The sequence below is a fragment of the Methylophilus sp. VKM B-3414 genome (genome assembly GCF_032248435.1).
Classification (GTDB): Bacteria; Pseudomonadota; Gammaproteobacteria; order Burkholderiales; family Methylophilaceae; genus Methylophilus; species Methylophilus glucosoxydans.
Window position 1 is genome coordinate 177,664 of the sequence record NZ_JAVTLI010000013.1, and the last position, 22,253, is coordinate 199,916.

Here is a 22,253-nt window from a genome sequence, read left to right on the forward strand (position 1 = left end):
ACAAGGGAATACGTTAAGGCTTCAACAGACGAGACACTTCACTACCTGGTTTGGCAGCGTCGCCACTGGTATTGAGCACATGGGTGATTTCGCCCGTCCCACCCAGCGAAACGCTGGTCATGCGCTCAAACTGGATATGTTCACCCAGTGGTGCCTCAATCGCGCTACTCAGTTTGACTTCCGGGTTGTCATTAAAAAAGCAGTACACGCCCATGCCGATGGCCCTGTGCTGTGTGACGTGATCAGCCACCTTGTAAGAGGCAAAGCCGTTGCTGTTGCCATTCATCCAGCTGGCCTGGTTGGGGACATCATAGGGCGCTTCACTCTGATAAAAATACACAGCGCCATTTTCGCCATTCCACACGGTTTGGTAGTCGTGGAAGTGCTCGACAAACAAGCCATACATGGTGACACCATCCCCGTTCACCACGATGCCATGCTTGGTTTTATTCATAGACCAGCCGATGCCGTTGCCATGGTCGCCGCGCCATACCCACAAGTTATCGCCAATCACGTGATTGCTATTGATGATGACGCTATGCGTGGCATTACCCGCGCTGGCGCCGCCTACCCGGAAAAACACATCATGCAGGCTGATCGGGTTTTGGGCATGCGAAGTGGCGGTTTTGCTTTGGCCAACTTGCAATAACACCTCACTGTTTTTCTCACCTGCATCAAACAGCAGGCCGCCCAGGATCACGCCATCGACATCTTGCACTTGCATGGCGGGGTTGCCATGGGTCGGCAGCAGGGTGGCGATGCCTAAGCCGAGCACCACGGTATTGGCGCGCGAAATGTTGAGGGCTTTGTCTAGCGGGTAAATGCCCGGCGTCAGCAACAGATGCAGGCCTTTGGCAAGCGCCGCATTCAGGCTGTCAGCGTTATCTGTTGCCGCTTTGGCAATATAAAAACGGCGCAGGGGAATCGTCGTGCCGTCCAGGTGGGCGTCTTGCCAACTGATGCCTTGCGTCTGCTGACGCAAGGGTGGGACGTAAACCTGGTATTCACCAGCCGCGGTCACTGTCAAAAACGGCTTCTCGCGTACGATAGGCGTTTGCGGGACGTCGGTATAGGGTGGGTTAGGCCAATGCGACGCATCCGGGGCATGCTTGACGCCAACAAAGACCATATTCCAGTTGGCATTGGTCCAGCTGCCAATGTTGCTGTTTCGGGTTAACCATTGCTGCTGGGTGCCCGAATTGACTTGCTGGTCAATCAGGCTGTCAGCGATAAAGCCGCCACTGGACCAGCCGCCATTATCATCCAGCAACATATTGCCACGCACATGCAGACGGCGTAGCGGTGAAGCTTGCGACACCGCCCATTGCATGGTGCCATTATCCGGCGTCACCGACAGGTTCTCTACGCTACGCCAGAAATTTTGTGTGGCATCTTCTTCGTGCCAGGTGGCCTTGACCTCAATCCCGCCCTGCAACATGACGTCATCAGGGTAGCGGCCCAGACCCATGAGTTGGGTATAAAAGCCCAACTTGATCTTGTTATGGTAGACGCCCGGTTTGAACAATACCGCATAGCGTTCAGGCCCAAACTGGTTACTTTCTTGTTGTTTGAACAGGGCATCCATCCTGGCCTGTACTTCTTCCGCCGGCATTTGTGGGTCGAGTACAAACACGTTCTCGCCAAAGTCGGGGGCACTGGCTTGCACTTTATGGGCATCCGCCGGGCATCCCGCTAAAAACAAAGCGGTGAGGCCCGCGCCAAATAGGGTAAACAGTGTTTTGTCGGCAATCCCGGAATACATAAACAGTTCGCTTTCTCTTACAAGTCCTCTAGTCAGGACCACGCTATTGTCCAGAAAATTCAAATTTTGTTGGCTTGCATGGCCGTCAGCAATGGGTGGTGCGATCCCGGGTTGCCAGACCTGATGAGCTAGTTCAGCGAACTAACCCAGTTGCAAGGTACTCAAGGTTTCGCTACGCACACGTGCCAGTAGTTGCGCATCGTCAATCAATGATTCTCCATAGGAGGGAATCATGGACTTGAGCGTCTCTTGCCAGGTCTGGCTTTGCATGCGTTTGGCAAAGCAGCGCTGTAATACATCCAGCATGGCCTGGACGCTCACCGATGCGCCAGGCGAAGCGCCGAGCAAGGCAGCCAGGCTGCCATCGGCGCTGGCCACAATCTCAGTGCCAAATTCGAGTTTGCCCCAATGCTGATGGCAGCGCTTGATGATTTGTACCCGCTGCCCGGCGTGCGCCAATTGCCAGTGCTGGCTATCGGCCGCAGGCAGAAATACGCGCAAGGCAGACATGCGCTGCTCATGCGTTTGAAACACTTCCTTGATCAGGTATTTGGTCAGGTCCAGATTGTGTCGGCCCGCACCGAGCAGGCTCTTGATGTTTCTGACTTTGACGGATTTGGCCAGGTCGAAACGCGAGCCTTGCTTGAGAAAACGCGTGGTGAATCCGGCATAGGGCCCAAATAGCAGCGCAGGCTTGCCTTGTATCATGCGCGTATCCAGATGCGGCACCGACATGGGTGGTGCGCCGACCGCAGCCTGGCTGTAAACCTTGGCATGATGGGTGTTGATCAGCGAGGGTTCATTACAAATCAACCATTGGCCACTGACCGGAAAACCGCCATAGCCATTCGCTTCAGGGATCCCCGACTGCTGCAACAAGGGCAAGGCGCCGCCGCCGGCACCTAAAAACACAAACTGGGCTTCCAGAGTTTGTTTTTTACCAGTGACCAGATCCTGCACTTGAACTTGCCAGGGATGTTTTTCGCGTTTATTCACTTGCTTGAGCTTGGTCACGCGGGATTGGGTGAGCAAGGTAAAGTTGGCTTGTGTCTTGAGGTGAGTCACCAACTGCCTTGTCAGTGCGCCAAAATTGACATCCGAGCCATGGGCAACGCGTGTGGCAGACATGTGCGCGCCGCTTTCACGGCCACGCATCATCAGGGGCATCCACTCGTTCAGGGTTTCCGGCTGGTTGCTCCACTGCATCTCTGCAAATAAAGGATGTGCTTGTAACAACTCAAATCGCTGACGCAAAAAAGCACCGTCTTCAGCACCCCAAACCGCACTCAGGTGCGGGACGCGCTGGATAAATGCTGCCGCTTGCAGTGCCCCTTCTTTTGTCAGGGTAGACCAATATTGCAGAGACACCTCAAAGGCGGCGTTGATCTCCAGCGCGCGCCGAATCTGAATGTCTCCCTGCCGGTTTTTGGGGGTGTAGTTGAGCTCACAATACCCCGCATGGCCAGTGCCTGCATTATTCAGTGCATCAGAACTTTCAAGCGCAACGTCTTCGAGTTGCTCCACCATGCATATGCTTAAGGTCGGGTCGAGTCTATGCAATAGAGACGCAAGCGTTGCGCTCATAATGCCGCCGCCAACCAGCACGACATCGATGTCTGTTGTTGCCATGGTGCGAGTGTCCCCTCATTGTCGCGCCTGCAGATTGGGCGCAAATTATATTGACGCCGCGCATTATAAATCGAAAAACCACGCGTATCATCTAAACTTGATGCTTTCGTGACGCATGCCAATGAGCCTGGGGCTAACTTGTCAATAAATTGCTTTTACGGTAAGCTTGAGGATGAAATTAAAAAGGTTCAAAACCACAAAAAAATCAAGCCTGGCTTGGGTTTATCTTCAACCGGATTTGACTGGAACAAGATTTACTGGGTCGTTGATCTGAATTTCCGATTTGGTGTTGTCTCATGGCAGTCGTTATGCTCTTGAGACACCTAAATTTAGGCGCATGAAAATGTTTGCGAGTGGCTAGCCGGCATAGCCACCATGCGGATCTAGTCCGATCAGACTTAAAAACACAAAAGGGTTGGGGTGTATATGAAAAATCCGTTGGAATCTGTTGCAGGATCCGTTCTCTCTGGTGTGTTGCTCACGCTGGCGCTGGTTTTTTTCCTCAAAAATTTTGTGGTTGCAGGAGGCTGATACGATGGAACTGGTTCCGGCACTCGCAAGATGGTTTCATGTATTGGCAGGCATTACCTGGGTGGGCCTGCTTTATTATTTTAATCTGGTGCAAATGGCAGGCTTGAAAGCGGCCGCTGCAGACGGTACGGCTGCGGGTATTAACAAACATATCGCGCCACGTGCCTTGCTGTGGTTTCGTTGGTCTGCTGTGGTGACCTGGCTGGCAGGTGCGGCATTGTTGGGCCCACATTTTACCGATGCGTTCGCCTTGCGAGGCGGGTTTGAATTGATTGGTGTGGGCGCCTGGCTGGGGACCATTATGCTGTTTAATGTTTGGGTACTGATTTGGCCCAATCAGAAAAAAATACTTGGCATGGTGGCGGCAGATGAGCAGGCCAAAAACAATGCAAGACGTGTCGCCATGCTTGCCTCACGCACGAACTTGATGCTTTCCTTGCCCATGCTGTTTTTTATGGCCAATGGGTTGAGTCATCGAGCCGTATTAGGGTTTTAGCGGGTTTAAGACGTTTACGGCGGCTTAAGCCGCCGTTTTTGTTTTTTGAAAAAGGGTTTGAAATGCATTCGGAACATTTAATGAACACCTATGGCAGACAGCCAGTGACCTTTGTTAAAGGTGAGGGCGTCTGGCTCACAGACACTGCCGGTGATCGCTATCTGGATGCGTTGTCTGGCGTGGCGGTGAATGGCTTGGGGCATACCCACCCCAAATTTGTAGCGGCGCTCAATGCACAAATCGCCAAACTGATCCATGTCTCCAATATCTACCAGATTGCAGAACAAGCTGCGTTGGCCGACAAAGTGGCCGAGTTGTCTGGCATGGATCGCGTATTTTTCTGTAACTCAGGCTGTGAAGCCAATGAGGCCGCGATTAAATTGGCGCGTTTGTACGGACACAACAAAGGCATAGACCATCCTGAAATCATCGTCATGGATCAAAGCTTTCACGGCAGGACCATGGCTACTTTGTCAGCGACCGGTAACCGCAAGGTGCAAGCCGGTTTTGAGCCCTTGGTAAGTGGGTTTGTCCGCGTGCCTTTTGATGACATCGAAGCCGTCAAAGCGATTGCAGCCCATAAAAACAATGTGGTGGCTATTCTGGTTGAGCCTGTGCAAGGTGAGGGCGGGATTCATATTCCAGCTAGTTTGAAAGCCTATTTGCAAGGCTTACGTGCGCTGTGCGATGCCAATGGCTGGTTACTGATGCTGGATGAAGTCCAGTCAGGCATTGCCAGAACCGGCACCTGGTTTGCTTTTCAGCACAGTGGCATCCTGCCGGACGTGATGACATTGGCCAAAGGCTTGGGTTCAGGCGTGCCGATTGGGGCTTGTGTCGCGCGTGGCGTGGCTGCAGAAACCTTTACGCCTGGTAAGCATGGGTCAACCTTTGGCGGGAACCCGCTGGCCACGGCTGCTGGTCTGGCCACGCTGAATATCATCGCCGAAGAACAATTACGTGAAAACGCACAGACGGTTGGCGACTATATTCGCGAACAGTTTACGCTTGCGCTCAAAGGCGAAGCCGGAGTCGTCAATGTACGCAATGCCGGCATGATGATCGGCATTGAGCTGGACAAACCATGTGCCGAGCTGGTCAAGCAGGCGTTGGCAGCAAAACTGTTGATTAACGTCACCTCAGAAAAAGTGATTCGTTTGTTACCACCGCTGATCATGAATAAGCAGGAAGCAGATGAGTTGGTAAGCAGGTTAACGCCCCTGATTTTAAATTTCTTAAAGGCAAATGCTTGATTACGCAAGCGTCTACACATCATGAGTATTAAACATTTTTTGCAATTTAATGACCTGACACGCGACGAGATAGAGCACATCTTTACCCGTGCCAAATGGATTAAATCGCAATTCAAGGATTACAAGCAATATTGGCCGCTGGTCGATCGCACGCTGGTCATGATTTTTGAAAAAGCCAGTACGCGTACCCGCTTGTCTTTTGAAGCTGGCATGCAGCAACTGGGCGGCTCAGCCATCTATCTCAACACCCGTGACTCGCAACTGGGGCGTGGCGAGCCGGTAGAAGATGCGGCACAGGTGATTTCGCGCATGAGTGACATCGTTATGATCCGCACGTTTGAGCAAAGCATCATTGAGCGTTTTGCGCAAAACTCGCGCGTGCCGGTGATCAATGGTCTGACCAACGAATATCACCCATGCCAGATCCTGGCGGATATTTTTACCTTTATCGAGCACAGAGGTTCGATCCAGGGTAAAACCGTGGCCTGGATTGGCGACAGCAATAACGTCTGTAACACCTGGTTGCAGGCGGCAGAAGTGCTAGACTTTAATGTACATGTGTCGACCCCGCCTGGCTATGAAGTCGAACCAGAGCGCGCTAACTTGTACGGCACGGATCATTTCGAGTCATTTGCTGACCCGATGGAGGCAGCTCTCGGCGCCGATCTGGTCACGACCGATGTCTGGACCAGCATGGGCTTTGAGGCCGAAAACGAAGAGCGCCGCAAAGACTTCGCCGATTGGCAAGTCGACGCTGACATGATGAAGGTCGCAAAAGCCGATGCCGTGTTTATGCACTGCTTGCCTGCGCACCGTGGTGAAGAAGTTTCGGCCGAGGTCATTGATGGCGCGCAAAGCGTGGTCTGGGACGAAGCCGAGAACAGACTGCACACGCAAAAAGCGCTGATGGAATATTTGTTGTTGGGCAAAGTTTGATTTTTCACCACAGAAACCCAGAGTGTTTCAAGGTGGTTTTCTCCTTGCCCTCTGTGATCTCTGTGGCAAAAAATTGTTTTTTATAGGTTCACTCTGACACGACGTTGAAATTAAGCGTGCCAGACTGGCGTGACAACAAATGTGACGCCAAAAACATGTGTTAGCCACAGAGAACAAAGAGGTCACAGAGAACAAGTGCTTTTACAGATTTTCTCTTTATCTCGTTAGCTGTGAGGTAAAAATATTTTTTATGGAAATACAACTTCAATGAGCGATATTAAAAAAGCCGTATTGGCCTATTCTGGCGGCCTGGACACTTCCGTGATTCTGAAATGGTTGCAGGACACTTATCAATGTGAGGTGGTCACGTTTACTGCTGACCTTGGTCAGGGTGAAGAGCTGGAGCCCGCGCGCGAAAAAGCCAAAAAATTTGGCGTAAACGAAATCTATATTGATGACCTGCGTGAAGAGTTTGTGCGTGACTTTGTGTTCCCGATGTTCCGTGCCAACACTGTTTACGAAGGTGAGTATTTGCTTGGCACCTCGATTGCGCGTCCGCTGATTGCCAAGCGCCTGATTGAAATTGCCAACGAAACTAAAGCGGATGCTATTTCGCATGGTGCCACCGGCAAGGGTAACGACCAGGTGCGTTTTGAGCTGGGTGCCTATGCCTTGAATCCCAACATCAAAATAATCGCCCCATGGCGTGAATGGGATCTGTTGTCCCGTGAAAAACTGCTGGCCTATGCCGAAAAACATGGCATCCCGGTTGAGATGAAGCACAAGCAAGGGGGCAGCCCTTATTCAATGGATGCCAACCTGTTGCATATTTCCTACGAAGGCCGCCACCTGGAAGACCCGGCAGCGGAAGCCGAGGAAGACATGTGGCGCTGGACCGTATCCCCTGAAAAAGCCCCAGACGCGGCCGAGTATCTGGACCTTGAGTTCAAACAGGGTGACATTGTTGCGCTTAATGGCAAATCCATGAAAGCACACGAGATTCTGGCTGAGCTGAACCGCTTGGGTGGCAAACATGGTGTGGGTCGTCTGGACCTGGTGGAAAACCGCTATGTAGGCATGAAGTCCCGTGGTTGCTACGAAACTCCGGGCGGCACCATTATTCTGAAAGCGCACCGTGCGATTGAAAGCATTACGCTGGACCGCGAAGTGGCGCACTTGAAGGATGATTTGATGCCACGTTACGCCAGCCTGATCTATAACGGCTACTGGTGGAGCCCAGAGCGTGTTGCCTTGCAAACTTTGATCGACCATACCCAGGCGACGGTGAATGGCTGGGTGCGCGTGAAGTTGTACAAAGGCAACGTGATTGTGGTTGGCCGTGACAGCAAAACTGATTCGTTATTTGACTCGACCATTGCGACGTTTGAGGATGACAAAGGCGCTTATGACCAGAAAGATGCCGGCGGGTTTATCAAGTTGAATGCTTTGCGCATGCGTATTGCAGCCAACTTGCACAGCCGTAAAAAATAATTCTTATGGCTCATCGACGCGTCATTGCCTACGACTCTACCTTGCGCGATGGCGCGCAAGCGCAGGGAGTGTCTTTTTCGGTTGAGGATAAACTCAAGGTGGTTCAGCGTTTGGACCAATTGGGCATTGGCTACATTGAGGCCGGTAATCCTGGCTCTAACCCGAAAGACCTCGAGTTTTTTGCCCGTGTCGGCGAGCTCCATCTGCAGCATGCCAAAATTATTGCGTTTGGCAGTACACGCCGGATTGGCATTACCGCAACAGAAGACAAGAATTTGCAGTCACTGTTATCAGCCAACACAACGGCGGTGGCCATTTTTGGCAAGAGTTGGGATTACCAGGTCACTGACATTCTGCGTACGACGCTAGACGAAAACCTGGCCATGATTGCCGATACCATTGCCTACCTCAAGGCGCAAGGCAAAGAGGTGGTGTTTGACGCCGAGCATTTTTACGATGGCTATCAAGCCAATGCCGACTATGCCATGCAGACATTGCAAGTGGCGGTAGACGCTGGGGCGGATGTGTTGGCCTTATGTGATACCAATGGCGGCACTTTCCCGAACGAGGTATTCAGCATCACGCAAACAGTGGTGAGCCGTTTCCCTGCAGTGCAGATCGGCATTCATTGCCATAACGACTGTGAAATGGCGGTCGCCAACTCGGTGGCTGCCGTGCAGGCTGGCGCCATCCAGGTGCAAGGCACCATCAACGGCATCGGTGAGCGCTGTGGTAACGCCAACCTGGTGTCGATTATCCCTAATGTGCAGCTAAAACTGGGTTTGGCCTGTATTTCAGAGTCGCAATTATCCGAGTTGACGGCCGCCGCACGCTTTGTCAGTGAAGTCGCCAATGTTGCGTTTAACGACAAGGCGCCTTATGTCGGGCAGGATGCCTTTGCGCACAAGGGCGGCATGCATATTGATGCAGTGAATAAGAATCCGAAATCTTATGAGCACATCAACCCTGGCATGGTTGGCAATGAGAGACATATTCTGGTCTCTGAAGTCGCGGGTCGCGGGGCGATTTTGCGCAAGTTGCAACAAATTGATCCTAGCCTGACCAAAGAGTCTCAAGCGGCAGTAAATATCCTGGAGCAGCTGAAAGCACTGGAGCATGAAGGGTATCAGTTTGAAAATGCCGAGAGCTCGTTTGACTTGCTGATGCAGAAGTTACTGGGCAAGTTCAAGCCGTTTTTCAGCCTCAAGCAATACCATGTCAATATTTACGAACCGTCCGCGGATGGGTTGAATTCCTCGGTGACGATACACGTCAGCGTGAATGGCCAGGAAACCAGCGCAACCGCTCAGGGCGATGGTCCCGTGAACGCCCTGGACAAGGCCATGCGCAAGTCGCTGCAGCCGTTTTATCCGGCCATCGATGAAATCAAGCTGGTGGATTACAAAGTGCGGGTGCTGGACTCCAATCTGGCCACGGCAGCGAAGGTGCGTGTCTTGATTGAGTCTACCGATCAGCAAAGCAACTGGACGACCATCGGTGTTTCTTCTGACATCATTCAGGCATCCTGGCTGGCCTTGAAGGATGCGATTGAATATAAGTTGTCGCAATCGCGGACAAGCCCATAAGCGCAGCAAACCCGAACGCTGATTAGTCAGCAGGTTGCAGCAACACCAGTTTAAGGTGTTCCTGTTCTACCGGACGTAGCGTCACCTGCTGATATTGAATCAAGCCTTGCGTCGGATGTTGAAAGGCGCGCTGTCCGCCTTGTCTTTCCAGCACATCATGCTGTTTCCAGAACGCTGCAAACTCTGCACTGGCATTACTCAGTTCGTCGATGAGTTTCTTGATTTCAGGCTCTTCCAGCCGTGTGCGGCTGTCCGCTCTGAATTCTGCCACCAGTCTGCGCGCGCGCATGTCCCAGTTCACTACAAACTGTTTTGCCGCCGGATGCGCAAACACAAAGCGTAGCAGGTTAGGGTGTTCGCCAGCAGGCCACTCAATATCCAGCAGTCCACTAAATAAATCACTTGCTGCGGTATTCCAGGCCAACATGTCCCAGGTGCGGCCCATGATATACGCCGGAATCTGGATGTGTTTCAGCATGGTCACCAGGGTTTTCGGCGCCGTATCAACTTGGTTCTGGTGGGCATGCGGGTCACGGCGGTCTGCCATGTCAAACAGATAGCTACGTTCAGATTTGCTCAGTTTGAGCGCATTGGCCAGGCGGTCCAGGGCTTCGGCCGACACATTGACTTCGCGCGCTTGCTCGATCCAGGTGTACCAGGTAGCGCTGATCCCTGCCAATTGAGCCACTTCTTCGCGGCGTAGCCCTTGGGTGCGACGGCGAACGCCTGATGGAAAACCAAAGGCTTCCGGGCTGCCACGCTGGCGCATGGCTTGTAAAAATTCTGCGAGCTCCTGGCGTCTTGAATCCATCTTTTCCTGTTGAGCATCAATTGCTTGCGTGTGCAGCGGCTGTTTAAAGTGGTAGTTTCAATACTAGTATAAATCATATTCTTGTAAGGGTATTGAAACTTAGGTATTCTGCGCAGGTTATTTATTTTGTGTGGTTTGAAAGGAACTGTCATGGCAGGTAAAACGCTGTACGACAAATTATGGGATTCGCATGTGGTGCGTGAAGAAGCAGACGGCACCTGTCTGATTTACATTGACCGCCATCTGGTGCATGAAGTGACCAGCCCACAGGCTTTTGAAGGCTTGCGTCTGGCCGGGCGTAAACCATGGCGTAATTCCAGCATTGTGGCTAACCCTGACCACAATACACCGACCAAAGACTGGGACAAAGGCATTGAAGATCCAGTGTCCCGTTTGCAGGTGGAAACGCTGGATAACAACATCAAAGAGTTTGGTGCCTTGGTGTATTTTCCTTTTAAAAACAAAGACCAAGGCATTATTCATGTGATTGGGCCTGAAAATGGCACGACCTTGCCTGGTATGACCGTGGTCTGTGGCGATAGCCATACCTCAACTCATGGTGCCTTTGGCGCGTTGGCGCACGGCATCGGTACCTCAGAGGTTGAGCATGTCTTGGCTACACAAACCCTGGTCGCGAAAAAATCCAAGCGCATGCTGGTGAAGGTCGATGGCCAATTGGGCAAAGGCGTGACGGCCAAAGACGTGGCGCTGGCGATTATCGGCAAAATCGGAACCGCTGGCGGTACGGGTTACGCGATTGAGTTTGGCGGCGAAGTAATCCGTGGTTTGTCCATGGAAGGGCGCATGACACTGTGCAATATGGCGATTGAAGCCGGCGCACGTGCGGGCCTGGTGGCCCCGGATGAGAAAACATCGGCTTACCTTGAAGGTCGCCTGCATGCGCCTAAGGGCGAGCATTGGGCGCAGGCTGTCGCTTACTGGAGCACCCTCAAATCCGACGCCGATGCCGAGTTTGATACCATCGTCACATTGAACGGTGCAGAGATTGCCCCGCAAGTGACCTGGGGGACCTCGCCTGAGCAAGTGCTGCCCATCGGCTCCACTGTGCCGGATCCTGCCCAGGAAGCCGATGCAACCAAACGCACCAGTATTGAAAACGCGCTCAAATACATGGGCTTGACTGCCAATACCCCGATTGAGCAAATTCAGCTCGATAAAATCTTTATTGGTTCCTGCACCAACTCGCGTATTGAGGACTTGCGTGCCGCTGCCAGCGTCGCCAAAGGTAAAAAAGTGGCCAGCAATATCAAACTGGCGATGGTGGTGCCGGGCTCTGGCCAGGTGAAGCGCCAGGCCGAAGCTGAAGGCTTGGACAAGATTTTTATTGAGGCTGGTTTTGAGTGGCGTGAGCCTGGCTGCTCCATGTGTCTGGCCATGAACTCAGACCGCTTGAGCCCTGGTGAGCGTTGCGCTTCAACCTCTAACCGTAACTTTGAAGGCCGTCAGGGTCCGGGCGGACGTACGCATTTGGTCAGCCCTGAAATGGCGGCAGCTGCTGCGATTGCCGGTCATTTTGTTGACGTGCGTAGCGCCTAAGAGGAGAACATTATGAAAGCATTTACTACCTTGAATGGGCTGGTTTGTCCGCTGGATCGAGCCAACGTGGACACTGACGCGATTATTCCCAAGCAGTTCTTAAAATCAATCAAACGGTCTGGCTTTGGCCCGTATTTGTTTGACGAGTGGCGCTATACCAACTATGGCGAGCCTGGTATGGATTGCAGTACCCGTCCATTAAACCCAGATTTTGTCTTGAACCAGCCGCGTTACCAAGGTGCACAAGTCCTGCTCGCGCGTGACAACTTTGGCTGCGGTTCTTCACGTGAGCATGCGCCATGGGCGATTGAAGACCAAGGCTTCCGCGTCATTATTGCGCCCAGCTTTGCCGATATTTTCTTTAATAACTGCTATAAAAACGGTATTTTGCCCATCGTGGCTGCTGCCGAGCAGGTAGATCAGTTGTTCAAAGAATGCTTTGCCAATGAAGGGTATACGCTGAATGTCGATCTGGTAGCGCAAACAGTGACCACGCCTTCTGGCCAGTCATTCAGCTTTGAGATTACACCGACACGCAAGCACAATTTGCTCAATGGCCTGGATGAGATCGGCCTGACCTTGCAGCATGCAGATGAAATCAAAACGTTTGAAGAAAAACATAAGGCTGCACAACCCTGGTTGTTCGCATAAAACGTGATTCATCTGCGACACAATGAACAGGCGTGGTTGCGCGGTGCTCGAAATCCTCATGTACTCAATATACATTCCGGTTTCTGCGCTCCGAGCGCCTAGCCACGCCATCGCTCGCGACGGTTTTTCATCGTTTTTATTGAGATTGTATATATAGTTAGGAAAAAATAATGGCATTGAATATTGCAGTGTTGCCAGGCGATGGCATCGGCCCGGAAATTATTAAACAAGCCTTGCGCGTACTGGATGTGTTGCACAAAGAAGGTCTGGAAATGACCTTCACCGAGGCACCGTTGGGTGGTCAGGCGTATGACCAGTTCGGTCATCCCTATCCAGAGTTTACGCAAAAAGTTTGCCGTGAAGCGGATGCTGTTTTGTTGGGCGCGGTAGGCGGCCCACAGTATGACACCCTGGACCGTCCATTGCGTCCAGAGCGCGGTTTGCTGGCGATTCGTAAAGACTTGGGTCTGTTTGCCAACTTGCGTCCAGCGGTGCTGTTCCCAGAGTTGGCTAACGCTTCTACGCTAAAACCTGAAGTGGTGGCTGGTCTGGATATCATGATTGTGCGTGAACTGACCGGTGACGTCTATTTTGGTCAGCCACGCGGCATGCGCACCAACGAGCAGGGCGTGCGCGAAGGTTTTAATACCATGATTTACAGTGAGCCAGAAGTCCGCCGTATTGCGCACGTCGCTTTTCAGATCGCGATGAAACGCCAGAAAAAACTGTGTTCAGTAGACAAGGCCAATGTGCTGGAAACCACCGAGTTCTGGAAAGAAATCGTGATCGATGTAGCGAAAGAATACCCGGAAGTCGAGTTGAGCCATATGTATGTGGACAATGCCGCCATGCAGCTGATTCGCAACCCGAAACAGTTTGACGTGATGGTAACCGGTAACATTTTTGGTGACATTCTGTCTGATGAGGCCTCCATGCTGACTGGTTCAATTGGTATGCTGGCTTCTGCATCCTTGAACGAGAGCAAAAAAGGCCTGTATGAGCCATCACACGGTTCTGCACCGGATATCGCCGGCAAGAACCTGGCTAACCCGATTGCCACCATTTTGTCTGCGGCCATGATGTTGCGCTACAGCTTCGATAATGAGGCTGCCGCCACCCGCATTGAAAATGCTGTGAAAAAGGTCCTGGCAGCGGGCTACCGTACCGGCGACATCTATGAAGAAGGCACCAAGCGCGTGTCATGCTCCGAGATGGGCGACCAAATCGTAGCGGCCATGTAACACGGGTTGCGCGGGCGGATGTAATTTCATCACGCTCGCGCAGATTTAGCTGTGATATAGTCCTTTGCTTGTTTTGCAGCGTATTGAAATTAAACAGGAATTTAAAAATGGCGCAATTTGATAATGTCAGTGTAAAAAAGAAAGCTAATGTCTATTTTGATGGCAAATGTGTGAGTCACACCGTGCTGTTCCCGAATGGCACGCGGTGTACCGTAGGCGTAATTTTTCCGAGTACATTGACCTTTAATACAGGCTCCCCGGAGTTGATGGAAATCAACGATGGTGTTTGCAAGGTACGCCTGAAAGGCGAGGAAAACTGGACCACCTACAAGGGCGGTGAGAAATTCACGGTACCGGGTAATTCCAGTTTTGAGATTGAAACAGTAGAGACCGTAGACTACGTCTGCCACTTCGAATAATTGCGATTGCTCGGCATGACTGCGTTGGTCGCGCTGGTCGTACTCAATGTACTGCCTGCGCGCTTCCGCCTTGTCCTGCCATCGCTTGTGAGGTTTTAAAAAAATGCCTAGCTTTGATATTACATCCGAAGTCGATATGGTTAATTTGAAGAATTCGATTGATGCTGCCAGCAAGCAGATTACCAATCGCTATGACTTTAAAGGTACTTCGGCCAACATCGAGTTTAACGAGAAAGACAAAGTGATCACTTTGTTTGGGGACAATGATTTTCAGCTGGATCAAGTGAAGGATATTTTGCTGCCAGCCATGGAAAAAAAAGAGCCAGAGTCTTCCAAGCGACTGGAGCACAAGGATGTGCAAAAGGTGTCTGGTAACAAGGTCAAGCAGGAGTTGATTGTGCGTGATGGCATTGATAGCGACCTGGCCAAAAAAATCACCAAGCTGATTAAAGACAGTGGCATGAAAGTCCAGGCCACCATTCAGGGCGACACCGTGCGCGTGAATGGGGCGAAGCGAGACGTCTTGCAAGAGGCGATTGCGTTTGTGAAAAAGAGTATTACTGATTTTCCGTTGAAATTTGGTAACTTTAGAGACTGATGACGGTCAGCATTGGTCATTTGAGGAGAGGATGATGTTTAAAACGTTAATTTTGGGTGTGATCACTGCATTGACCTTGGCCGCCTGCAATACCATTGACGGCATGGGCAAGGATCTGGAAAAGGCTGGCGAAGCCGTGCAAAAGTCAACCAAATAAGGGTTGAATCAAAATTATCTGCGTTTATCCGCACGGCTGTGCGGTTAACAATAAAGGTTGAATATGTTGAAGGTAGGGTTTGTAGGCTGGCGTGGCATGGTGGGTTCTGTGCTGATGCAACGCATGCGTCAGGAAAATGATTTTGCGGATATCGAACCGCAGTTTTTCACCACCTCGCAAGCAGGCGGTGCAGCACCCAATGTGGGTAAAGCATCTCCCGCGCTTAAAGATGCGAAAAATATAGACGTATTGAAGCAGATGGAGGTGATTGTCACCTGCCAGGGCGGCGATTACACCAGTGAAGTGTTCCCGCAATTGCGCGCTGCGGGCTGGAACGGTCACTGGATTGATGCTGCCTCGACCTTGCGTATGGAAGATGATGCCGTGATTATTCTTGATCCGGTCAATATGCATGTCATTAAAGATGCGCTCGCGAATGGCGGAAACAACTGGATAGGCGGCAATTGCACGGTTTCGTTGATGTTGATGGCGCTCAATGGCTTGTTCAAGGCCGATCTGGTTGAGTGGGCAACGTCCATGACCTACCAGGCCGCGTCTGGTGCCGGTGCACAAAATATGCGTGAATTGATTACGCAAATGGGCGTGGTCAATGCCTCTGTGGCTGACTTGCTGGCTGATCCTGCTTCTGCGATTCTGGATATCGACAAACAGGTGGCCGATACCATCCGCAGTGAAGCGCTACCGCAATCCAACTTTGGCGTGCCGCTTGCCGGTAGCCTGATTCCTTGGATAGACAAGGATTTGGGCAATGGTCAAAGCAAGGAAGAGTGGAAGGGGGGCGTTGAGACCAACAAGATTCTGGGGCGCTCGGCAAATCCGATTGTGATTGATGGTTTGTGTGTGCGCATTGGCGCCATGCGTTGCCATTCACAGGCTTTGACGCTCAAACTGCGCAAAGATGTGCCGCTCGATGAGATCAACCAGATGCTGGCGGAAGCCAACCCCTGGGCAAAGGTGATTCCCAACGAACGCGAAGTGAGTATGCGTGAGTTAACGCCAGCGGCGATTACCGGCACGTTGACCACGCCGGTGGGGCGTTTGCGCAAACTGGCAATGGGTGGCGAATATCTGTCCGCGTTTACAGTCGGCGACCAGTTATTGTGGGGTGCAGCCGAGCCATTGCGACGCATGTTAAGAATTTTGGTAGAAGCTTAAGTAGTTTGTGAAGTAGCAGCCCGTAAAGCTATGATTTATCAATGAAATCATAGTCTTTTCGGGCTTTTGCTTTTTTGGGGCTAGTGTTTAATGGATGCGAGACACTAAAAACAGTGTATTTATTGCCTGCAAGCCGTCTGCACGCGCTTGCGTGGCTGTCTGAATGATGCTATTTTGACAAAAGCCATGAATGAAAAAAGGGTGAATCGGTGCGTAAAATTCAATTAAAAAAAATAGCCTTTGCCTTGAGTCTGGGTGCTGCCATGTCAGCGCATGCTGCCGGATTGGGTACCATCACGTCCAGCTCAAAACTGGGGGAACCACTCAATGCTGAAATCGAGCTGTTGGCCGTCACGCCTGCAGAGTTGAGCAGCATTCAAGCTGCGCTTGCCAGTGAGCAGGTATATCAGGATCAAATGCTGGAAAAGCCTGCGGCTTATCCATTCATCAAAATTGAGGTTGGCAATAATACAAAAGGCCTGCCTATCCTCAAGTTGAGCAGTACACAACCGATTACAGAAGCCTTCCTGGACATGCTGATCCAGGTAGACTGGCCGACCGGTCGCCTGGTAAAAGAGTACACCTTACTGTTAGACCCGCCCGGTTTTAACTCTAATTATGCTGCCGAAGCTGCGGCGACGCCCACGGTGAAACAGTCAGAAGCCCAACCTGCGCCAGCCGTGGCCGCTGAGAGCCGTCCTGCAGAAACTAAGAGTGCGAAGGCTCCGACTGCAGCCAAGCCAGCGGTCAAAAAAGTCGAGCCTAAATCACCGGCTCAAGACACTGCCTCTGAGGCGCAAGCGTTGACGACAGAGCGTGGTGATACGCTATATGCCATCGCGCGCCAGATGAAGCCAGACAATGTCAGCATGGATCAAATGCTGGCTGCGCTTTATCAATCCAATCAGGACGCTTTTGACGGTAAAAACATGAACCGTCTCAAGGTAGGTAAAATCATTCGTCTGCCTGACCAGGCAAGCCTGGAGCGTCTGAGTCGCAAGCAAGCGCAGCAAGTGGTGGCTGAGCATACGGCCAACTGGCTAGCTTATAAAAATACGCTGGGCAAAGTGGTTAAGGAAAGTGCGCCTGCCCAGACCGGTGGCAACACTCAACAATCCGCAGGCAAGATTGGCAGTGCGGGTGACAAACCATTGCCACAGTCCAAGCCAGCCAAGGATGTATTAAAGCTTTCGGCAGGTGACGAAAAATCGACTTCGTTGACTGACAAGGCCAACAGCAAGGCCTCCGTGACTGCTGCACAAGAGGACGCGACCGCCAAAGCGAATGCGATCAAAGAAGAGCAGGCACGTGCTGCAGCGCTCGAGAAGCAAGTGGCCGACATGAAAAAGCTCGTGGAAATGAAAAGCAATGCCATGGCACAGGCTGAAAAAAATGCTGCGCAGGCAGCGTCTGCATCCAACGCTGAACAGAATAAAACGGCTACCGAGCCAGTTAAGCCTGAACCAGCCAAGTCAGAATCTACAACCTCTGCTCCGGCGAAAGCAGAAGCAGATAAGGCCGCTGGTGAGAAAACAGAGCCGGCTAAAACCGAGTCACCCAGCACTGCTGCAGAAAACAAGCCAGCGGCACCACCGGTCGAGCCTGCGCCTGAAGTTGCAGCCACCCAACCCTCATTTATGCACGTGTTGCTTGAGCGTCTGAAGTCAATCAACCCGGTCTTGCCATTTGCCTTGATTGGATTGCCTATCTTGCTTTGCATTTGGGCTGTGATCCGTATTCGTCGTAAAAAGCAGATTGATAACTTTGAAGACGTGATTGTGACCTCGCCTGCCACTGAAATGCAAAACAATACAGTGTTCGGGGATACACAAGCGGCTGCTTCGGGCGACACTTCGTTTCTGACCGACTTCTCGCAAAGTGGGGTAGGCGGCATGATTGACTCTCATGATGTTGATCCGATTGCCGAGGCTGAGGTGTATATGGCCTATGGCCGCGATGCGCAGGCCGAAGAAATCCTCAAAGATGCCATTCAAAAAGATCCTGACCGCCATGAGCTCAAACTTAAACTGCTGGAAATTTATCAGGCAAGCGCGAATAAAGGCGCATTTGAGTCGTTGGCCAGTGATCTTTATGCCAAGCTGGGGCCGGCTGACAGTACCTGGGCAAAAGTGACGGCCATGGGACAGAAGCTGGACCCTGAAAACAGCCTGTATCAGGTCAGTGCAGAGCCCGTCAGTGCACCGGAGGATAGCAATGCCAATGCTGCCAGTGCAATTGAACCCTCTGCTCCCGCCCAAAATGAAGAAGGCTACCATTTCAATTTTGAGGCTCCCGCTTTAGAGTTTGAGTCTGCAAATGCAGCGGTCTCGGCTTCAAGCGAGCCTGTTGAACCGTCTCAGAATAATGAGGTCGCCGAAACTGAGAAAAATGAGGCTGAGGCTGCCATTGGTATGAGCGAACAAGCGGAGGACGAGCCATTGGTTTTTGAGCCAGCTGCGTTGGCTGAAACTGATGTTGCAAAAGAAACGCTTGCACAGCCTGGCGCAACAGCATTGACGCTCGAGGATGAGCCGTTGTCATTCACCGCGCCCGAGCGTGCTGCAGCTGAACCGGAAGTGTCAACTCTCAACAGCACTGGGCTTGAAGATGTGGCAGATTCTGTAAATGAGGCAGCCGCTACGGACCCTGCGCTGCAGGTCGCCAGTGCCGAGGCTGAGTTGACCCCAAAATCACTGGATTTGCCATCACTCAATCTGGATGATGCTGAACAGGCTGCGGCGCCATTTGCCGCGCCTGCTAATTCAGTCAGTGGCGAGCCTGCATTGTCCAATGAAGACGCTGTATTCGAGTCCCTGCCGGAGCTCTCTCTGGAATTGGGGGGGCCTAACGATGCAGCCGGAAATGATCCTGAAGACTTGTCTTTGGACGATCTGGATATGGAAGCTCCGGTGGCCTCATTGAATGAGCCCGTTGCGCCAGAGGCAGTTGCTCCTGAAGCTGAGTTCCCTGAGATTTCCCTGGATGTGAGCGAGGCGGCGTCTGCGCCAGCAGAAGACCCTGTCGACGAGCCTGAAGAGGTCAACACCAAGCTGGATTTGATTCAGGCCTATATTGATATGGAAGATGTCATTGGTGCCAGAGAACTGATCGAAGAGGTGATGGCAGAAGGTGGTGAACGCCAGCGGCAACGCGCCAGTGAGTTACTCGAGAAAATTGCATAATCAAAGGCCGGGTTTCCGGCCTTGTTTTTGTGTGCCTTGATTAGGCGTTATCGCACTCAGCCCTTATACTAGGCGCCATGAAAATTGCGATTGGCATAGAATATCATGGCGCTCACTTTCAGGGCTGGCAAAGTCAGCCCAATGGTGCCGGGGTACAGGATGCATTAGAGCGCGCAATTGCGCTGGTTGCAGGCGAACAGGTGCGTTTGCATGCGGCGGGACGGACGGATAGTGGGGTGCATGCATTGATGCAAGTGGCCCACTTTGAGACTTCAATTGTCAGGCCATTGAATGCCTGGGTGCGTGGCAGTAATGCACATTTACCACCCTGGGTACGTGTATTGTGGGCAAGCGAAGTCGCAGATGATTTTCATGCCAGGTTTAGTGCAAGGGCACGCAGTTATCAGTATGTGCTATACAACCACCCGGTTGCGCCTGCGAGTCAGCATGGAAGAGTAGGCTGGTATCATCGGCCACTGGCGGTTGCCGCCATGCAGCAGGCCATGCAAACCCTGCTTGGCGAGCATGATTTCAGTGCGTTTAGGGCCAGTGAGTGTCAGGCCAGTAGCCCGGTGCGCACCCTCTCTCAGGCAGCGCTTAAGGCGCAGGGGCGTTACCTGATTTTTCACTTTCAGGCCAATGCCTTTTTGCAGCATCAAATCCGCAATATGGTCGGCGCATTGGTCTATGTTGGACAAGGGAAGCTGGATGTCTCAGCGTTTGCCGAGCTGCTGCAACATCGGGATAGACGGCTTGCTCCGCCCACCTTCATGCCCGATGGTCTGTATTTTACCGGCGTTCAATATGAGGCCGCCTGGCAATTGCCGCCATGTAGTGCCGATTGGGATGCATTCAACACGGATTGAACCTGACTAAACAAGATGAGAAGAACCAGAGTTAAGATTTGCGGGATTACCCGGTTAGAAGATGCGCTGGCGGCGATCGCTGCTGGCGCAGATGCGTTGGGGTTTGTATTTTACGCGCCCAGTCCGCGTGCGGTGAGCGCTGAGCAGGCAAGGGCAATTGTGGCTGCGTTGCCTCCATTTGTCAGCAAAGTGGGATTGTTTGTCAATGCGCCAGCCGACGAGGTGCGCCAGGTGATTGCCACGACCGGTCTGGATTGTTTGCAGTTTCATGGCGATGAGTCTGCGCAGGATTGCGCACAATTTAATCTGCCATATTACAAGGCAATCCGCGTCAAACCAGGGGTAAATTTGATACAATGCGAGTCTGATTTTGCTTCTGCGACCGCTTTGCTACTGGATACCTATTCTGAAAAGGCCGTGGGCGGAACCGGCGAAGCCTTCGACTGGTCACTGATCCCGTTGCAGATGCAAAAGCCCTTGATTCTCGCTGGCGGATTGCAAGTGGAGAATGTGGCGCAAGCTGTTGAGCAGGTTCAGCCCTATGCCGTGGATATTAGCGGTGGGGTGGAAGTACAAAAAGGGATAAAGTCCCCACAAAAAATAGCTGCATTCATGCGGCAGGTCGTGCAGGCAGATGCTGTACATAATGGGCGGTTTGAGTAACGAGATAGATACGGAGTAATACATGCAAGTCTATGATATGCCAGATGCGCGTGGCCATTTTGGTCCTTTTGGTGGGGTTTTTGTAGCTGAAACCTTGGTCGAGGCGTTGGAAGAACTGCGCCTGATGTATGAAAAATACCGTCACGACCCTGAATTTCTGGCTGAGTTTGCTTATGATCTCAAGCATTTCGTCGGTCGCCCCAGCCCGATTTACCATGCCAAGCGTTTGTCCGACAAAGTCGGTGGCGCTCAAATTTACCTCAAGCGCGAAGACCTGAATCACACGGGTGCGCACAAAATCAATAACACGATAGGTCAAGCCTTGTTGGCTAAGCGCATGGGTAAGCCACGTGTGATTGCCGAAACCGGGGCCGGTCAACACGGCGTTGCTACAGCTACGATTGCGGCCCGTTTGGGTCTGGAATGTGTGGTCTACATGGGCTCGGAAGATGTTAAGCGCCAGGCGCCTAACGTGTTCCGCATGAAACTGCTGGGAGCGACCGTTGTGCCGGTTGAAAGTGGCTCAAAAACGCTCAAAGATGCCTTAAACGAAGCCATGCGTGACTGGGTGACCAATATCTCGGATACGTTTTACATCATTGGTACCGTTGCCGGCCCGCATCCTTACCCGATGATGGTCAGGGACTTTCAGGCCGTGATCGGCGTGGAAGCCAAACAGCAGATGCAGGAAATGCTGGGTCGCCAGCCCGATGCTGTGGTGGCCTGTGTTGGTGGTGGTTCCAACGCGATGGGGATCTTCTATCCCTATATTGATGTAGAAGGCGTACGCCTGATTGGCGTAGAGGCTGGTGGTCATGGCTTGACCACTGGCCAGCATGCCGCACCTTTGACCGCTAACAGCCCAATCGGTGTCTTACATGGCAACCGTACCTATCTGATGCAGGATGAAGACGGCAACATCATAGAAACGCATTCGATTTCTGCCGGTCTGGATTATCCCGGTGTGGGTCCTGAGCATGCCTGGTTGAAAGACATCAAACGCGCCGAGTATGTGGCCATTACGGATGATGAAGCCATGGCTGCCTTCCATAACTTGTGCCGTACCGAAGGCATTATCCCCGCGCTGGAGTCCAGTCATGCCTTGGCTTATGCTGAAAAGTTAGCCAAAACCATGTCACCAGATCAGGTTGTGTTAGTGAACTTGTCTGGACGCGGCGACAAAGATATCAACACCGTCGCAAGCTTGGCCAATATTACATTGTGATGCGCAGCAGCCAGGGAGAAAGA

General features: G+C 52.1%; 19 protein-coding genes. 16 read left to right on the top strand and 3 right to left on the bottom strand.

Features of this window, described 5'->3' with window-relative positions; all coding sequences use genetic code 11:
* Window positions 1-13 precede the first annotated feature (13 nt).
* Together Q9292_RS13580 and mqo are read right to left on the bottom strand one after the other, a co-directional pair.
* Complete coding sequence (locus Q9292_RS13580; protein WP_313988996.1) at window positions 14-1,762, bottom strand: adenylyl cyclase; 1,749 nt, start codon at window positions 1,760-1,762, stop codon at window positions 14-16.
* A 141-nt stretch (window positions 1,763-1,903) separates the two neighbouring features.
* Window positions 1,904-3,391 carry a malate dehydrogenase (quinone) gene (gene mqo, locus Q9292_RS13585; protein ID WP_313988999.1) on the bottom strand — a complete coding sequence of 496 codons (1,488 nt, stop codon included), beginning with the start codon at window positions 3,389-3,391 and terminating at the stop codon, window positions 1,904-1,906.
* Between the two features lie 535 nt (window positions 3,392-3,926).
* Between mqo and Q9292_RS13590 the strand changes: the two genes are divergently transcribed.
* The 5 genes from Q9292_RS13590 (at window position 3,927) to cimA (ending at window position 9,684) form a co-directional block, all read left to right on the top strand.
* Window positions 3,927-4,418, top strand: coding sequence for a urate hydroxylase PuuD (locus tag Q9292_RS13590; RefSeq protein WP_275355042.1), 492 nt, complete (start codon window positions 3,927-3,929; stop codon window positions 4,416-4,418).
* 62 nt (window positions 4,419-4,480) lie between these two features.
* Window positions 4,481-5,671, top strand: a complete 1,191-nt coding sequence (locus Q9292_RS13595; protein ID WP_313989003.1) for an aspartate aminotransferase family protein — start codon at window positions 4,481-4,483, stop codon at window positions 5,669-5,671.
* Window positions 5,672-5,692: 21 nt separating this feature from the next.
* Window positions 5,693-6,607, top strand: coding sequence for an ornithine carbamoyltransferase (gene argF, locus Q9292_RS13600; RefSeq protein ID WP_313989006.1), 915 nt, complete (start codon window positions 5,693-5,695; stop codon window positions 6,605-6,607).
* Window positions 6,608-6,874: 267 nt separating this feature from the next.
* Window positions 6,875-8,098, top strand: coding sequence for an argininosuccinate synthase (locus tag Q9292_RS13605; RefSeq protein WP_275355048.1), 1,224 nt, complete (start codon window positions 6,875-6,877; stop codon window positions 8,096-8,098).
* 5 nt (window positions 8,099-8,103) lie between these two features.
* On the top strand, window positions 8,104-9,684 hold the full coding sequence (gene cimA / locus Q9292_RS13610; RefSeq protein ID WP_313989010.1) for a citramalate synthase: 1,581 nt from the start codon (window positions 8,104-8,106) through the stop codon (window positions 9,682-9,684).
* Between the two features lie 22 nt (window positions 9,685-9,706).
* On the opposite strand, the gene Q9292_RS13615 is transcribed toward cimA, so the two are convergent.
* Window positions 9,707-10,495, bottom strand: coding sequence for a helix-turn-helix transcriptional regulator (locus tag Q9292_RS13615; protein ID WP_313989013.1), 789 nt, complete (start codon window positions 10,493-10,495; stop codon window positions 9,707-9,709).
* A gap of 150 nt (window positions 10,496-10,645) precedes the next feature.
* On the opposite strand from Q9292_RS13615, the gene leuC reads away from it, so the two are divergent.
* The 11 genes from leuC to trpB all read left to right on the top strand — a co-directional run bounded on the left by leuC (window position 10,646) and on the right by trpB (window position 22,230).
* Window positions 10,646-12,052 (top strand): 3-isopropylmalate dehydratase large subunit, encoded by a 1,407-nt coding sequence (leuC, locus tag Q9292_RS13620; RefSeq protein WP_275355054.1) that lies wholly within the window; start codon window positions 10,646-10,648, stop codon window positions 12,050-12,052.
* Window positions 12,053-12,064: 12 nt separating this feature from the next.
* Window positions 12,065-12,703: a 3-isopropylmalate dehydratase small subunit gene (leuD, locus tag Q9292_RS13625; RefSeq protein WP_194746846.1), complete on the top strand. Its 639-nt coding sequence runs from the start codon at window positions 12,065-12,067 to the stop codon at window positions 12,701-12,703.
* Window positions 12,704-12,879: 176 nt separating this feature from the next.
* Entirely contained in the window at window positions 12,880-13,944 is a 1,065-nt protein-coding gene (leuB, locus tag Q9292_RS13630; protein ID WP_275356369.1) for a 3-isopropylmalate dehydrogenase, read from the top strand.
* 107 nt (window positions 13,945-14,051) lie between these two features.
* Window positions 14,052-14,363 carry a pyrimidine/purine nucleoside phosphorylase gene (locus Q9292_RS13635; RefSeq protein WP_194746844.1) on the top strand — a complete coding sequence of 104 codons (312 nt, stop codon included), beginning with the start codon at window positions 14,052-14,054 and terminating at the stop codon, window positions 14,361-14,363.
* Window positions 14,364-14,466: 103 nt separating this feature from the next.
* Window positions 14,467-14,961: a YajQ family cyclic di-GMP-binding protein gene (locus Q9292_RS13640; protein WP_194746843.1), complete on the top strand. Its 495-nt coding sequence runs from the start codon at window positions 14,467-14,469 to the stop codon at window positions 14,959-14,961.
* 34 nt (window positions 14,962-14,995) lie between these two features.
* Window positions 14,996-15,118: an entericidin A/B family lipoprotein gene (locus Q9292_RS13645; RefSeq protein WP_313989020.1), complete on the top strand. Its 123-nt coding sequence runs from the start codon at window positions 14,996-14,998 to the stop codon at window positions 15,116-15,118.
* A gap of 63 nt (window positions 15,119-15,181) precedes the next feature.
* A complete protein-coding gene (asd, locus tag Q9292_RS13650; RefSeq protein ID WP_313989022.1) occupies window positions 15,182-16,294 on the top strand; it encodes an aspartate-semialdehyde dehydrogenase in 1,113 nt (370 codons plus the stop codon).
* Window positions 16,295-16,503: 209 nt separating this feature from the next.
* Window positions 16,504-19,476 carry a FimV/HubP family polar landmark protein gene (locus Q9292_RS13655; protein WP_313989025.1) on the top strand — a complete coding sequence of 991 codons (2,973 nt, stop codon included), beginning with the start codon at window positions 16,504-16,506 and terminating at the stop codon, window positions 19,474-19,476.
* A gap of 77 nt (window positions 19,477-19,553) precedes the next feature.
* Entirely contained in the window at window positions 19,554-20,342 is a 789-nt protein-coding gene (gene truA / locus Q9292_RS13660) for a tRNA pseudouridine(38-40) synthase TruA (RefSeq protein ID WP_313989028.1), read from the top strand.
* 15 nt (window positions 20,343-20,357) lie between these two features.
* Complete coding sequence (locus tag Q9292_RS13665; RefSeq protein WP_194746838.1) at window positions 20,358-21,005, top strand: phosphoribosylanthranilate isomerase; 648 nt, start codon at window positions 20,358-20,360, stop codon at window positions 21,003-21,005.
* Between the two features lie 22 nt (window positions 21,006-21,027).
* Window positions 21,028-22,230, top strand: coding sequence for a tryptophan synthase subunit beta (gene trpB, locus Q9292_RS13670; protein WP_194746837.1), 1,203 nt, complete (start codon window positions 21,028-21,030; stop codon window positions 22,228-22,230).
* Window positions 22,231-22,253 lie beyond the last annotated feature (23 nt).

Excerpts from the sequence above, each read along its gene's own strand:
- Q9292_RS13580 (WP_313988996.1), bottom strand. The coding sequence starts at position 1,762 with ATGTATTCCGGGATTGCCGACAAAACACTGTTTACCCTATTTGGCGCG.
- mqo (WP_313988999.1), bottom strand. The coding sequence starts at position 3,391 with ATGGCAACAACAGACATCGATGTCGTGCTGGTTGGCGGCGGCATTATG.
- Q9292_RS13590 (WP_275355042.1), top strand. The coding sequence starts at position 3,927 with ATGGAACTGGTTCCGGCACTCGCAAGATGGTTTCATGTATTGGCAGGC.
- Q9292_RS13595 (WP_313989003.1), top strand. The coding sequence starts at position 4,481 with ATGCATTCGGAACATTTAATGAACACCTATGGCAGACAGCCAGTGACC.
- argF (WP_313989006.1), top strand. The coding sequence starts at position 5,693 with ATGAGTATTAAACATTTTTTGCAATTTAATGACCTGACACGCGACGAG.
- Q9292_RS13605 (WP_275355048.1), top strand. The coding sequence starts at position 6,875 with ATGAGCGATATTAAAAAAGCCGTATTGGCCTATTCTGGCGGCCTGGAC.
- cimA (WP_313989010.1), top strand. The coding sequence starts at position 8,104 with ATGGCTCATCGACGCGTCATTGCCTACGACTCTACCTTGCGCGATGGC.
- Q9292_RS13615 (WP_313989013.1), bottom strand. The coding sequence starts at position 10,495 with ATGGATTCAAGACGCCAGGAGCTCGCAGAATTTTTACAAGCCATGCGC.
- leuC (WP_275355054.1), top strand. The coding sequence starts at position 10,646 with ATGGCAGGTAAAACGCTGTACGACAAATTATGGGATTCGCATGTGGTG.
- leuD (WP_194746846.1), top strand. The coding sequence starts at position 12,065 with ATGAAAGCATTTACTACCTTGAATGGGCTGGTTTGTCCGCTGGATCGA.
- Q9292_RS13635 (WP_194746844.1), top strand. The coding sequence starts at position 14,052 with ATGGCGCAATTTGATAATGTCAGTGTAAAAAAGAAAGCTAATGTCTAT.
- Q9292_RS13640 (WP_194746843.1), top strand. The coding sequence starts at position 14,467 with ATGCCTAGCTTTGATATTACATCCGAAGTCGATATGGTTAATTTGAAG.
- Q9292_RS13645 (WP_313989020.1), top strand. The coding sequence starts at position 14,996 with ATGTTTAAAACGTTAATTTTGGGTGTGATCACTGCATTGACCTTGGCC.
- asd (WP_313989022.1), top strand. The coding sequence starts at position 15,182 with ATGTTGAAGGTAGGGTTTGTAGGCTGGCGTGGCATGGTGGGTTCTGTG.
- truA (WP_313989028.1), top strand. The coding sequence starts at position 19,554 with ATGAAAATTGCGATTGGCATAGAATATCATGGCGCTCACTTTCAGGGC.
- Q9292_RS13665 (WP_194746838.1), top strand. The coding sequence starts at position 20,358 with ATGAGAAGAACCAGAGTTAAGATTTGCGGGATTACCCGGTTAGAAGAT.
- trpB (WP_194746837.1), top strand. The coding sequence starts at position 21,028 with ATGCAAGTCTATGATATGCCAGATGCGCGTGGCCATTTTGGTCCTTTT.